The 13035-nt window shown below is 33.5% G+C and carries 13 protein-coding genes and 1 tRNA gene; 10 read left to right on the plus strand and 4 right to left on the minus strand.

The genetic code is table 11. The annotated features are described in order from the left end of the window. Positions 1 to 114: 114 nt before the first annotated feature. The gene (locus tag LF845_RS10060; protein ID WP_242820888.1) at positions 115 to 1851 is read right to left on the minus strand and encodes a YgiQ family radical SAM protein; all 1737 of its coding nucleotides are present in this window, start codon (positions 1849 to 1851) and stop codon (positions 115 to 117) included. Positions 1852 to 1883: 32 nt separating this feature from the next. Here LF845_RS10060 and LF845_RS10065 point away from each other — a divergent pair, with 32 nt between their 5' ends. The 3 genes from LF845_RS10065 to LF845_RS11945 all read left to right on the plus strand — a co-directional run bounded on the left by LF845_RS10065 (position 1884) and on the right by LF845_RS11945 (position 3286). After that, positions 1884 to 2429: a CDP-alcohol phosphatidyltransferase family protein gene (locus LF845_RS10065; RefSeq protein ID WP_242820889.1), complete on the plus strand. Its 546-nt coding sequence runs from the start codon at positions 1884 to 1886 to the stop codon at positions 2427 to 2429. A gap of 131 nt (positions 2430 to 2560) precedes the next feature. Further along, a tRNA-Gly gene (locus LF845_RS10070) sits at positions 2561 to 2633 on the plus strand. A gap of 191 nt (positions 2634 to 2824) precedes the next feature. After that, positions 2825 to 3286 (plus strand): prepilin-type N-terminal cleavage/methylation domain-containing protein, encoded by a 462-nt coding sequence (locus tag LF845_RS11945; protein WP_278252233.1) that lies wholly within the window; start codon positions 2825 to 2827, stop codon positions 3284 to 3286. A gap of 148 nt (positions 3287 to 3434) precedes the next feature. On the opposite strand, the gene arsB is transcribed toward LF845_RS11945, so the two are convergent. The 3 genes from arsB to LF845_RS10090 are packed head-to-tail and all read right to left on the minus strand — an operon-like array spanning position 3435 to position 5620. Further along, entirely contained in the window at positions 3435 to 4424 is a 990-nt protein-coding gene (arsB, locus tag LF845_RS10080) for an ACR3 family arsenite efflux transporter (protein WP_423220581.1), read from the minus strand. Between the two features lie 60 nt (positions 4425 to 4484). Then, on the minus strand, positions 4485 to 4910 hold the full coding sequence (locus LF845_RS10085; RefSeq protein ID WP_242820891.1) for an arsenate reductase ArsC: 426 nt from the start codon (positions 4908 to 4910) through the stop codon (positions 4485 to 4487). Then, a complete protein-coding gene (locus LF845_RS10090; RefSeq protein WP_242820892.1) occupies positions 4907 to 5620 on the minus strand; it encodes a metalloregulator ArsR/SmtB family transcription factor in 714 nt (237 codons plus the stop codon). The genes LF845_RS10085 and LF845_RS10090 overlap by 4 nt, the downstream gene beginning before the upstream one ends. Before the next feature lie 131 nt (positions 5621 to 5751). Between LF845_RS10090 and LF845_RS10095 the strand changes: the two genes are divergently transcribed. Genes LF845_RS10095 through LF845_RS10125 form a run of 7 tightly spaced genes read left to right on the plus strand, consistent with a single transcriptional unit; the run spans position 5752 to position 13000 of the window. Further along, positions 5752 to 6333: a Uma2 family endonuclease gene (locus tag LF845_RS10095; RefSeq protein ID WP_242820893.1), complete on the plus strand. Its 582-nt coding sequence runs from the start codon at positions 5752 to 5754 to the stop codon at positions 6331 to 6333. Positions 6334 to 6369: 36 nt separating this feature from the next. Next, positions 6370 to 10470, plus strand: coding sequence for a DUF6701 domain-containing protein (locus LF845_RS10100; RefSeq protein WP_242820894.1), 4101 nt, complete (start codon positions 6370 to 6372; stop codon positions 10468 to 10470). 32 nt (positions 10471 to 10502) lie between these two features. Continuing rightward, positions 10503 to 10823: a nucleotidyltransferase family protein gene (locus LF845_RS10105; protein ID WP_242820895.1), complete on the plus strand. Its 321-nt coding sequence runs from the start codon at positions 10503 to 10505 to the stop codon at positions 10821 to 10823. After that, positions 10810 to 11196: an HI0074 family nucleotidyltransferase substrate-binding subunit gene (locus LF845_RS10110; protein ID WP_242820896.1), complete on the plus strand. Its 387-nt coding sequence runs from the start codon at positions 10810 to 10812 to the stop codon at positions 11194 to 11196. Before LF845_RS10105 ends, LF845_RS10110 begins: the two co-directional genes overlap by 14 nt. A gap of 21 nt (positions 11197 to 11217) precedes the next feature. Next, entirely contained in the window at positions 11218 to 11679 is a 462-nt protein-coding gene (locus LF845_RS10115; protein ID WP_242820897.1) for a prepilin-type N-terminal cleavage/methylation domain-containing protein, read from the plus strand. Then, a complete protein-coding gene (locus LF845_RS10120; protein ID WP_242820898.1) occupies positions 11657 to 12175 on the plus strand; it encodes a type IV pilus modification PilV family protein in 519 nt (172 codons plus the stop codon). The genes LF845_RS10115 and LF845_RS10120 overlap by 23 nt, the downstream gene beginning before the upstream one ends. Before the next feature lie 51 nt (positions 12176 to 12226). After that, positions 12227 to 13000, plus strand: coding sequence for a prepilin-type N-terminal cleavage/methylation domain-containing protein (locus tag LF845_RS10125; RefSeq protein ID WP_242820899.1), 774 nt, complete (start codon positions 12227 to 12229; stop codon positions 12998 to 13000). The last annotated feature ends 35 nt before the right edge of the window (positions 13001 to 13035 follow it).

Consider the following 13035-nt stretch of genomic DNA (forward strand, 5'->3'; position numbering starts at 1 on the left):
TGTTGGAATAGGGCAGTAAGGGAAGTAGGGGCAAATAAGGCAGGGCCTATGGTGCATCTTATGCCTGTGTTTGGCACAATACTATCCTATATCTTTTTAAAGGAAAAGATATATTTATTTCATATTACGGGGATTATGCTTGTGTTTGCCGGGATTTTTACTACGTGTTTTAAATTTAGCAGAAAATAGCTCTTTTTGAGCACTTTTACCTTTTAAACCTTTTTCCACAAATATTTTCTTTTTTTCAAATGGGTCATATTCTAAAAAATACATTAAAGATGAAATAGTTAGTGGTAAAGGGGTAAATATCTGTACCTGCTCAGGGTGGCAGTGCAACTCTTTTTCCATAAAGTTTTTTGCATCTTTCATTTGATTTATGTTGCAGCCCGGATGAGCAGCAATCATGTAATATGTCAAAAATTGCTTTTTACCATGTTTTTTTGAGATTTCATAAAAGTCCTTAACAAATTTTCTTAAAAGCTCTTTTTGCGGCGGTTTTCCCATTAATTTTAGGACATTTTCATCGGTATGCTCCGGTGCTATTTTTAGCTGCCCTGATACGTGGTCACCAATAAGTTTGTTTAAGTATAGCTTGCCATAAGATTTATCATTATAAATAAGGTCTGGCCTTATGCCGGATGCAATAAATGCTTTTTTTACGGAAGACATTTTTGAAACTTTTTCAAGGAGATTAAGCTGGCTTTTGTGAGAAATTTTCAGCGAGCTACAAATTCCATCAGCTATACACCTTTTATCTTTACATTTGCCAGATTTTAGTTTTTTGGCACATTCTACCCTATACATGTTTGCAGTGGGGCCACCTAAATCTTTTATATATCCTTTAAAATCTCTGCATTGAGAAATCTTTTTAACCTCTTTTAATATAGACTCTTGGCTACGAGATATGATTGTTGCCCCTTGATGTACTGCAATTGCGCAAAAATTACACTCACCATAGCACCCTCTGTGAGTTGTGATGGAGTCACCTATTGTTTCCATTGCCTTTATCTTCTCTTTGTATAAAGGATGAGGATTATTTTCAAAGTCAAGATTATAAATTTCATCAATTTCTGCTTCACTCAGGTGTCGCATAGGTGGATTGTGGATTAGATAGCGGTTATCATGCTTTTGCATTAATCCATTAGCATTTAGTGGGTCATTGTTTGCATAAAGCTGCAGATAACAATCGGTAAGCTTATGTTTATCTTTTAATAAATCTTCAAAATCTGCTAATTTTATATAATCATCCACAGGCTCTTTTGATATGTAACAGAGTCCATTTATCTTATTAATAGGTAAATTATTTTTAAGAGACTGAGCAATTTGAAGAGTCGTCAGCTCGGCCATTCCGTAGACAAGATAATCTGCCTTTGAGTCAAATAAAATAGACCTTTTGATAGAGTCAGACCAATAGTCGTAATGTGCTATTCTTCTAAGGCTTGCTTCAATACCACCAATTATGATTGGTTTAGTATTTTTAAAATGTTGGCGGATGAGATTAACATATTTGATTACAGCTCTATCAGGCCTTTTATTATTTTGTCCGCCCGGTGTGTAATCGTCAGATTTTCTTTTTTTTAAAAGTGAAGTATAGTTTGCAACCATAGAGTCAACACTTCCGGCTGTGACACCCCAAAAAAGATTTGGCTCGCCAAACCTTTTAATCTCGTCACTATCAAGATTTGGCTGAGGGATAACTGCTACTTTGAAACCATTGTTTAAAAGATATTTGCCAAGCAGTGCTACTCCAATATAAGATGAGTCGATGTAGGCATCCCCTGTGACAAAAATTATATCGACACTATCCCATTTTAGTTTTTTTACTTCATCTGATGTAATCGGTAAAAACATGCATATCCTTTAATTATGTGTTATAATCTGCTATGAAAATTCTCACTATACCAAATATTTTAACATTATTTAGGTTTTTTGTAATACCTTTTGTCGTTTACAATATATATATTTCAAATTTTTATACAGCATTATTTTTAATTTTTATTGCAGTTTTGACAGATGGGCTGGATGGCTTTATAGCAAGAAAGTTTGATCAAACATCAAAATTGGGGAAGATAATTGACCCGTTAGCTGACAAGCTTCTTGTGATTTCTTCTCTTGTGACAGTTTATTTTAATAAAGATATAAACTTTAGCAGTATTTTGATAACAGCTATTATATTTCGTGAAGTATATATTTTAGCAGGTGGCTTATTGCTTCTGATGAAATCAAAAAGATTTAAAATTGCTCCTACCATAGTAGGGAAGATAACTGCATTTTGTGAATTTATGATGCTGATACTGATAATATTGAATCAGGTTACAGCAAGATTAAGCTATTTGCTTAATCTAAGTCTTTGGGCTGTAATTATTATGCTGATAATTTCATTTGTACAGTATTCAGTTATGGGGTTTAAGTATTTGAGTGATGAGTGACGGGTGCTTATATGTTGTTACTGTGATTATGCGTCCCGAATCACGGCTTACGGTTCACGGATCACGATTTACAGTTATTAAATTTGGCTAATTGACAAAATTAAAAAAAAGTATTAAATGATTATTCCCGTGCGGGTGTAGCTCAGTTGGTAGAGCATCAGCTTCCCAAGCTGAGGGTCGCGGGTTCGAGTCCCGTCACCCGCTTTCTTTGTGTCTGTTTTATTAGTCATTAACCTAAAAATTATAGGTATTTATTAATAATCAAAAGAATATTATTTGTTAAATAGTTTTATTTTTGTGAAAAAAACTATATAAATATCTTAGAATACTAAAAAAATGTTGACAAGAAGAAATAAAGCGTTAGTATTTTGATAATACTAAATGGAGGTTTATTTATGAACAAAAAAGGCTTTACACTAATTGAATTAGTAATCGTCATTGTAATTCTTGGTATTTTGGCTGCAGTGGCTGTGCCTAAATTTGCCAATCTTTCAAAAGATGCAAAGATTTCCGTTGTTAAAGGTTTGGGCGGTGCAGTAAGCGCTGCTAAAGACATAGTCAGAGCTAAGTGGCTTATTCAGGATAATCAAAGTGCTGATAATGTTACTGTTGATGGGACCCTTATAAAAGTTTATACTTCTGACAATAGAACTGGTTATCCTAAAGCTGATGGTACAGGTATATTGAAAGCTGTAGATTTTGATGCTGATAGGTTTGATAATGATACTTCGGGCACTGATACTGTGTATTTTTTATATAAAAATACTACTAGCTCAGACAACTGCTATGTATTATATGATGCTTCTGTTACAACGAGTGCACCAGTTGTAACTATTAAAACTGACGGTTGTAAATAATTAAATCAAAAGCGGCTCATCTGAGCCGCTTTTGATTTGTTATATTTCTATACATCATCTTAAATATTTAACATTAAACCTTTTAGTACTTAGTACTTAGCACTTAATACTTAACACTACTAACATTGAACGTTGAACTTAGAACCTTTTACATATGACAAAACCACCCCTTTGTTTTATTGCATATTTTAACTACAGACAACATAACAGGGACTTCTACCAATACCCCTACCACTGTAGCAAGAGCTGCACCTGATTCAGGCCCAAAAAGTGTAATCGCTGTGGCAACTGCAAGCTCAAAAAAGTTACTTGCACCAATAAGAGCCCCCGGAGCTGCAATATTGTGATTGACTTTGAAAAACTTCATTAGCAGATACACTATTGAAGAATTGAAGTATACCTGAATCAGTATCGGTATTGAGATTAGGATGACGTGAAACCATCTTGTGGTAATATTGTCAGATTGAAAGGCAAATATTAACACAAGAGTCAATAGCAGGGCAGATATTGCCACAGGGTGAAGTTTTTGTATAAAATTATTAAACCACTCTTCAGATTTGACTCTTAACAATACTGACCTTGTCCATGCACCCAGAGCAAGGGGGATTACAATAAAAACTACCACCGAGTAAAATAATACCATAAATGGCACTGTGAGATTTGAGGCACCACTAACCAAAAATTTAACGACCGGAGCAAAAGCAATAAGCATTATCAAGTCATTAAATGCTACCTGCACAAGAGTATATCCCGGATCGCCGTCCACAAGATAACTCCATACAAAAACCATAGCTGTGCAAGGGGCAGCCGCCAAAATAATCACCCCTGCTGTGTATTGGTCAGCAAGCTCAGGCCCGATTAGTGGGGCAAAAAATATCTTAAAAAACAGATAACCGATAAAAGCCATACTGAAAGGTTTTACAAACCAGTTTACAAAGCCTGTAATTATAAGCCCTTTAGGATTTTTACCCACATTTAACACGGAAGAAAAATCTACCTTTAGCATCATAGGATAAATCATCAGCCATATCAAAATAGCGATAGGTAGATTGATTTGAGAGCCTTTGGCAAACTCAATATTTCTCAAAGATTCTATAACACCAGGGATTAATTTCCCCAAGAAGATTCCTACGACCATACAGATTGCAACCCAAAGGGTTAAGTATCTGTCAAATAAGCTCATCTTTTTGTTTGCTATTTAAAATTCCTCCAATAAATTTTTCAATTCACCTTTTATATAATCTTTAATTTCATCCCTCACTTTTATAAATACCTTTACATTTTCTTCTTCGCTCCCTTCAAATTTTGCAGGGTCATCAAACCCTTTGTGAATGATTTTTGCCTCTTTTAAATACATTGGGCACGTTTCATTGGCGTGGCCGCATACTGTAACTACCACATCAAAATCGATATTGCCTAAATCCTGCAACGTCTTTGAATAGTGAGAGCTGACATCCACATTGTCAGCAGTCATGACCTTTACCATGTAGGGATTGAGTCCGTGTTTTTCAATGCCGGCAGAATATACGTCATATTTGTCGCCAAGATATAATTTTCCATAGCCTTCAGCCATCTGGCTTCTGCACGAGTTGCCCGTGCACAAGAAAAGTAGCCTCTTTTTCATATCAAATTCTCCTCTTTTAAATGTTCATAAATATCGTTATAGGCTTTATCTATTTGTTCAAAATTTACATCATCAAAATCTATATCCTCTATATCCCAAAATAGTATTTTTTGGGCATTAATGCTGTTTTTATGGGATTTGTATGCTTCTTTGCATACAAAAATAACCGTGTCATAATTTTCTTCCAAGAAATTATTGATGTGTTTTGGGAAAAAGTTTTTATTAGGAAACTTTTCCTTTAAAAAGGTTTTGACATTTTTGTTTATTATAGTACCCGGGTTTGTGCCTGCACTAAAGACGGAAAAAGTGGTGTTATTTTTTAGGATAGCCTCAGTGATTTGGCTTCTGCAAGAGTTTTTTGTGCATACAATGAGGATTGTCTTGTTGTCAGAGCAAGATGACTCGAGATTATTTAAAATAGATATATCTTTTAAGGCTGTATCGGTTGCGCCGAAATTTTTTAAGATTGATTGTAGGATTGAATAAAAGTCGGAGTCTAACTTTTTGTTAATGGAGTAGTAAATCCATTTGCCGTTTTTTTCTCCAATGATTATATCCGCATTTTTTAGCTTTGAAAGATGTGTGGAGAGGGTAGATTGCTTTAATTTTAAGACCTTTTCTATTTCGCAAACACAAAGTGATTTTTCTTGCAAAAGGTTTAATATCCTTAGTCTTTGCTCGTCGGCAATTGTTTTGAGAAAGTTAATCATACGGATAACATATCAATAAATTGCGATATGTCAATATGAAAAATGTAAAAATGTTAAATGGTTGTATTTTGCTTGAAATAAAAAGTAATAAGTATTAAAATTTAAAATGAGTTATACTCGGAGAAATCTATATGCCACCTTTAGCTAAAAAAACTGACAAAAAATATACATATCAAGATTATTTAAATTGGCCTGATGATGAAAGGTGGGAAATTATTAATGGTGATGCGTATAATATGAGCCCATCTCCTGTAAGAAAACATCAGGCTATAAGCAGAAATATAACTTGGCAAATTGGTTTGCAAAAAGATAAATTAAAGAGTTGTTCCTTTTTTGAAGCACCAATGGATGTTGTTTTTGATGAGTATAATATAGTTCAGCCTGATATATTTATAGTGTGTGATAAAAATAAAAAAACTGATTATATTTTTGAAATACCAGCACTAATTATTGAAATAGTTTCCCCTTCAACTGAGCTTAAAGATAAAAGAGAAAAATTTCATCTTTATGAACGTTTTGGTGTAAAAGAGTATATAATAATTTATCCGGAAAGAGAATATATTGAAAGATACATACTTAAAAGAGGGAAATATGGCGCACCTGAGATTTTTAACTGGGATGAAACATTAAACATGAAAACGTTTGATTTAGAGATATCTTTATGGGAAGTATTTGATAAGGATATTAGCAGTGAAGATTATGGTAACATTTGATTTAAAAGAATATTATTTCAAAAAAGATGGTGTTTGATGAACAAGAATAACCTTTTATTGCCTATATTATTATTGGTTAATATGTTGTTAATTACCAATATAATATATGCATATGATTATGAAGTGTTTGCAACTAATAATCTTTCGTGTGCTGGAGAAAGAACTAATGAAACCTTAAACTGCAATGCTGGTGAGTTTACAACTATTGTTGATATACTAACAAATGGAGACTCAACTACTTGTATAGAAGGTCAATCAACAACAATTGATATAATAGTGACACTAAAAGATAACAAGGCTAAAAGATATGATATTGGTTTTTTTGTGGGAGAAAACAATAATGATCCTAGATTGCAAACGGGGAGCTGTTCTGTTGCCACATTTGATAGTAGTAAAAGTAATTCTGATTCTTGGATTGATATTGATGGTGACAGTTGTAGTGATTTTGAAAAAAATGGTAACTCTACTGTAAAAGTAAGTAATGTTGTTGTAAGTTGCACAGATGGAAATAGTGATGGCACCTTAGATATTCCATATACAGTTACATATCAGCAAAATGATAAAAAAACCTGCAATGGTCCTAATAATGTTTCAAACGCTAAAAAATCTAAATGTAATTATGGCTCTGCATCAATTAACAATATTATTGTAATACCTAAGCCCATTGCCGATTATTACTTTGATGAGTGTAGTTGGGATAATGATTTGTCAACTTTTGAAGTAGAAGATAGTGGTTCAAACAGTTACGATGGAACATCTGTTAATGGTCCAATTACTGTGGATAATGACACCGCTGGTGGTAGTATTGGTAGGGTTGGTTATTTTGACGGGGTGGATGATTATATAGAAATTCCTCAAGCAGCAGCTGATATACTTAAAGGTACAGCATCTCTAAGCTTTTGGATTAAAACATCACAAACAGGAAATAATACCACTTGGGCTGCACCAAGTGTAATAGGTATTGAACAAGATGGTGGTACTGATGATATAAGATGGGGCTGGATTGATGCAAGTGGGCATATAGGAGTAAGTAAAGGAAATAATGGTGGTAACTCAAAATCCAACACTCGTATTAATGATAATCAATGGCATCATGTAATTTTAACATGGAATAGTGATAATGGAAACATAAAAATATATATTGATGGTAGCCTTGATAAAGAAGGTTCAACTGATACCGGGGTTGTTGGTAATGCTTTCAATAGTATTGGTAGAAATGAAAATACAAATTCATCTAAATCCGCAGTTTATTTTAATGGCTATTTAGATGAAATAAAGATTTACGATAAAATACTCACTGATTCACAGGTGCAAAGTATTTACAACTACGAAAAAGCCGGTAAAAATTGGGATGGGACGGACAGGGTTAAGGTTAATTGCTTACAGTTGAACCAGTGTTTCTTTGACGATTTCAACAGAAGTTCTCTTGGCACCAAATGGACAGTTATCAAGAATCAAAATTTCACTCCAACAATAGAGGATAATAAATTAGTCTTAACTAAAAAAATAAATAATGTGGCTACTGGTGTAACACTGGCAGGAAAATTTCCATCTCAAGATAATTATATTGAAATAGAATTTGAGCACAACGCATATGATAATCCTAACGGAGCTGACGGGGTTACAATTGCCCTCGCTGATGCCGCTGTAGTTGATCGTTTACTAAGTGACAATATATCCGATATTGCCGGAGCATACGGTGGTTCTCTCGGATATGCGCAAAGAAGTGGTTTACATGGATTTAGAGGAGGATGGTTAGGTATAGGAATAGATGAGTATGGTAATTTTGCAAATGATAACGAAGGTAGAGGGAAAAACTGTCAATCTCATCCACCAACATACAGAGTGAAGGATTCCATCACTATAAGAGGAACTGGTGATAATGAAACTGGCTATTGTTTTATTGCAAACAGTGGTAGTTTAAACCCAGGAGTTGATAATTCAACTGCTAAAAATTACAAATACAAGATAAGTATAGATACAAGAAATAATAAGACTTTTATCAAAGTCGATCGCGATATATTAGATGGTAATGGATATCAAACCATTATAAATTGGCATGATGCCACTCAAAATGCAACCCCGCCTGATAATTTTAAACTAAGTATTACCGGCTCCACAGGCTCTGTTACAAATATACATTCTTTCGATGATTTGAAAATAAGTGCATTATCTTGCGGTGACTTAGGTCAGGAAATAGGCTACAAGTATCTCCTCATTGATGCCCCCCCCACTGCCCTTACCTGCCAACCTGCTGACGTAAAAATAACTGCGTGTATAAACGACGATTGTAGTCAAAAATACCCAAATGGTGTAAGTGGAATAGAATTATCAGCAACAGATGGAGCAAATTGGACAATGAACCCTGTGAGTATTCCTAATGGCAGCTATTCTGTTAATACCGGTCTATATAAACAGACACCAGGTACTACAACATTATCAATCACTTCAGCAACACCTTCACCATCTGATACACCAATTTATAAATGTTCTTGGGATTCAAATTGTGTAATTAATTTTTACGACTCAGGGTTTATATTTGATATAAAAGATACTTATTCTTACAAGCCTCAGGATGTTACTATTAAAGCTGTGAGAAAAGATGATCAGACACAAGCATGTATCCCTGCTTTTCAAAATGTAAGTTTGGATGTAAGTTTTACTTTTGATAATTTAAGTGTAAATCCTACTAACACAGCTCCTATCATAAATAGTAAAACCGTACCTAATAATGTTAGCTTGAGTTTTGATAATAACGGGTCAGCAACTTTCAATATTGTCTATAATGAAGCTGGCAGGCTAAATTTTGCAGCTACATTTGACAATGGTACAGTAAAAGCTGTTGGCTCAGACAGTGCAATTTTTAAACCTTTTGGCTTTTATGTGTACACAACCGATACAAATTGGGAAGCTGAAAATGGTGCTGATAGCTCTGTATTTAAAAAAGCTGGAGAAGAATTTAACTTGTCAGCCAGAGCAGTTGGCTGGCAAAGTGATACGGATACGGATTTGTCAGATAATCCGATAACTAAAAATTATCAAGAAGATAATATATCTGTTACCCATACCTTAATATCACCTACCGGTGGCAATACCGGCTCAATAGGTGTTAAAGAGTTTAATTTTAATAATGGTGAAGCTACTGTTGACAATCAAACTTTTAGCGAAGTAGGGATTATAAAATTTACTGTAAAAGATGATGACTATCTTGGTGCAGGTAGTATAGAAGGCACAAGTGCAAATATTGGAAGGTTTATACCTTATAATTTTGTTATAGATAATATCAACAATGGGACACTTGCTAACCAGAGTGGAAATTTTAACTATATTGGTCAACCTACAACATATGAAGATGCACTAAGACCAAAATTTACAATCAGAGCAGTAAATAAGGATAATCAGACGACGACAAATTATAGAGATGACTTTTTCAAACTTGATATAAATGGTATAGGCTTGAATTATCCAGCCACTGACAATCAAACAAAAGGGGTAGATGGTAATTACCTTCATATTTCTTTTGATAAAGCTCTACTGACATTGACTAAAGGTAATGGCACAGGAGAGATAACATTTGGGGATGATAATGTTACTTATGACAGAAATGTGAATACTCTCGTTAATCCTTTTACCCCTAACTTTAGTATTGAAATTACAAATGCTAATGATGGTGAGCTGTCTACTGATTTTGTAGATAAACGAGTAAATGTTACTGGCAGCACAATGTATTTTGGAAGGCTTAATATTCATAATGCTTATGGAAGCGAGCTTGATAATGTTACGGCAGAGGTGGTTACTGAGTATTATGATGGTAGTAATTGGAAGATTATTGAAGACAACACCACAAGTGTTGAAATTGGACATTTTATTTTGGATAATTTTACTGATAACCTTAATAGTGGAGAAACAACAATAGTTGGTGTAAATAGCATTAGTAGAGGTGTTGGTGAGGTTACTTTGTCTGCACCTGGTGAAAATAACGAAGGGAGTGTCGATTTGACTTTGGATATTTCTACAGCTCCATACTATAATTGGCTTAATGATATATTTGACAATGAATCAAGGGGGACAGTAACTTTTGGTATTTATCGAGGTAGAGACAGGATAATTGACTGGCAGGAAGTGCCGGCAAGATAAAATTTAAGAAATGAGGTTATAAATATAGTTTAATGTCTGATATTAGTGTGAGTAAAAAAAACAGTGAGAGAATTAATGCTATTATTTGCAATATTGTAGAAGAATTAACTAAATATTCTCCAAATAAAATTATCTTATTTGGCTCAAGAGCTGGTGATAGCTTTCGTGAAAATTCTGACATTGATATAGCTGTGGATTTAAAGCTCAGCTTTCGAGAAAAAAGAAAGTTAAAAGAAAAAATAGATAAATTAAGTGGCATATATAGTGTTGATATGGTATTTTTACCTGATATTGATGATAAATTTTATACTAAAATAATTGAGACGGGAAAAGTGCTTTATGAAAAAGAGTGATGTTCTGCTTAAAATCCAAAATTTTGAAAATGCATTAGAAAGGTTAACAGAATCAATAAAAATTGCACAAGGTGAACTTGAAAAAGATGGGGTAATACAGCGGTTTGAGTTTACCATTGAGCTATTATGGAAGGCACTGAAAGCTTTGCTTTCTTATGAGGGAATTGAATGTAACTCACCCAGAAATTGTATTAAAGAAGCTTTTAAAGCAGGTATTATTAGCGATAATGAAGTAATACTTGATATGATTGAGGATAGAAATTTAAGCTCTCACATATACAATCAAACAACAAGTGAAGAAATATTTCTAAGAATAAAAAGTACTTATGTTGATTATCTTAATAGCTTGAAGTTAAAAAATAAGTTAATTTAATTATATATTTATGGAAAAACAATGTTAGGTAGAAATATTAATAGCAAAAAAGGTTTCACACTCATAGAGCTAATTATCGTTATAATTTTAGTTGGTATAATTAGTATATATATTGCACCAAAAATGACTACAAAGGGGTTTAAGGAAGAGGCTGAAGTAACAAGATTTATGACACATCTAAGATTTGTTCAGCACAAAGCTATGGTTAGCGGTGGGTTATACGGGATAGAAATAAGCGGGAATAGGTATAAAATGTTGGACAATATTACAGTCAAGAGACTGCCTGATGCAGATAGTGATGAGGTTGAGGTGTCTCAAAATCTAAATATGACAAACGCTGAAATCTCAGACAATAAATTATATTTTGATTATCTTGGTAGACCTATCAAAAGTGATAGAAGTCTTATCACATCAACGACAATATTTAATGTAAACGGGAAAGTGTTAAAACTTGATCCTTATGCAGGGGGGATTTATCAATAAAAAAGGCTTTACGCTGATAGAAATTATAATTTTTATAGTGGTTTTTTCATTAGGTGTAATGGGGATAATGGTGCTTTTTTACAATACCCTTGGAAAAACATCTGACCCGCTTTTGAGAGTGCAAGCCGTTCAAACTGCGCAAGCGGTAATGGAGATTGTTGCAGCTAAAAAATTTGACGAAAATACTCCAAATGGAGGTGGTAGTATAGGTTTGAATCAAATAACTATTGGCCCTGATGAAGCACAATTAAAAAAATATGATGATATTGATGACTATGTGGACTCATGCGGTGTGGGTAAAAGCTATTCATCAACCGATTTAGATTTAAAAGGTGACTATAATATAACTATAACAGTCTCTTACGCACATATTGTGGGTAATAGTGTGACAGAGGATTGTAATAATAAAGATAATTATAAAATGATAATCGTTACAGTTGGTAAAGATAGCTTAAATGAAAACTATACATTAAAAAGGCTGAAGGGAAATTTTTAGCAAATGAGATATTTGAATAATGAGGAAACGTTTGGAAAAAAATTCAGTTTTGTGAGTAGAATTTTGGACAATATAAAATACCATCGGCTTCATTTGTCTAAGTGTTCAGCTGAAAAAGGTTTTACCCTAATTGAAATTATTATTACAATATTGCTGTTAGGTATTGTTGCCAGCCTTGGAGTGGGGATAATATCATCAGTTTTTACCGGATATTCTGATACTGTGACAAAAGATTATCTGTATAGTGAATCAAAGTTTATTATTGAGAGAATTGATAGGGAGCTTAGAAATACCATTCCTAATACGGTAAGGCTTCATAGCTCGGATACTGTTTTACAGTTTGCATTGTTTTCTGATGCATCTTATTATGAAAGATTGGCTGATAAAAATAAAATTAAGCTAACTGAGTCAGGTTTTTTAAATATGGGGGACAATATTTCTATATATAATACCAAAGATATACACTTTTATGATATGTCCAGAGTTTATCAAATCATGGATAATTCTACCGATAATGTGACGTTAGATAAAAAGGTTCAAAAATATTCTCCGTATAACAGATTCTTTGTGGTTGATACACCTGTTACAATATTTAAATCCGGGAATTATATCAAAAGATGTTTTGGGTATACCATTGACATTAGCATTACAGGTGAAAACGTTGGAACTTGCAATATTTTGGGTAGCTATGTTGAGAGCGTAAAATTTGCTTATGACCCTGGTAACAGATGGCGTAATGCAGTTGTAAATATTGATTTGACATTAAAGAGAAACGATGTAAGCATAACACAAAAACATCAGGTGAATATTAGAAATGTGCCGTAAAAATAATAAAGGGATGTCACTACTTATTGCAATAT

Source organism: Deferrivibrio essentukiensis, assembly GCF_020480685.1.
GTDB lineage: Bacteria > Chrysiogenota > Deferribacteres > Deferribacterales > Deferrivibrionaceae > Deferrivibrio > Deferrivibrio essentukiensis.

Bases quoted from the DNA above. Each gene is read 5' to 3' on its own strand.
- LF845_RS10060 (WP_242820888.1), bottom strand. From the start codon at position 1,851: ATGTTTTTACCGATTACATCAGATGAAGTAAAAAAACTAAAATGGGAT.
- LF845_RS10065 (WP_242820889.1), top strand. From the start codon at position 1,884: ATGAAAATTCTCACTATACCAAATATTTTAACATTATTTAGGTTTTTT.
- LF845_RS11945 (WP_278252233.1), top strand. From the start codon at position 2,825: ATGAACAAAAAAGGCTTTACACTAATTGAATTAGTAATCGTCATTGTA.
- arsB (WP_423220581.1), bottom strand. From the start codon at position 4,424: ATGGTCGTAGGAATCTTCTTGGGGAAATTAATCCCTGGTGTTATAGAA.
- LF845_RS10085 (WP_242820891.1), bottom strand. From the start codon at position 4,910: ATGAAAAAGAGGCTACTTTTCTTGTGCACGGGCAACTCGTGCAGAAGC.
- LF845_RS10090 (WP_242820892.1), bottom strand. From the start codon at position 5,620: ATGATTAACTTTCTCAAAACAATTGCCGACGAGCAAAGACTAAGGATA.
- LF845_RS10095 (WP_242820893.1), top strand. From the start codon at position 5,752: ATGCCACCTTTAGCTAAAAAAACTGACAAAAAATATACATATCAAGAT.
- LF845_RS10100 (WP_242820894.1), top strand. From the start codon at position 6,370: ATGAACAAGAATAACCTTTTATTGCCTATATTATTATTGGTTAATATG.
- LF845_RS10105 (WP_242820895.1), top strand. From the start codon at position 10,503: ATGTCTGATATTAGTGTGAGTAAAAAAAACAGTGAGAGAATTAATGCT.
- LF845_RS10110 (WP_242820896.1), top strand. From the start codon at position 10,810: ATGAAAAAGAGTGATGTTCTGCTTAAAATCCAAAATTTTGAAAATGCA.
- LF845_RS10115 (WP_242820897.1), top strand. From the start codon at position 11,218: ATGTTAGGTAGAAATATTAATAGCAAAAAAGGTTTCACACTCATAGAG.
- LF845_RS10120 (WP_242820898.1), top strand. From the start codon at position 11,657: ATGCAGGGGGGATTTATCAATAAAAAAGGCTTTACGCTGATAGAAATT.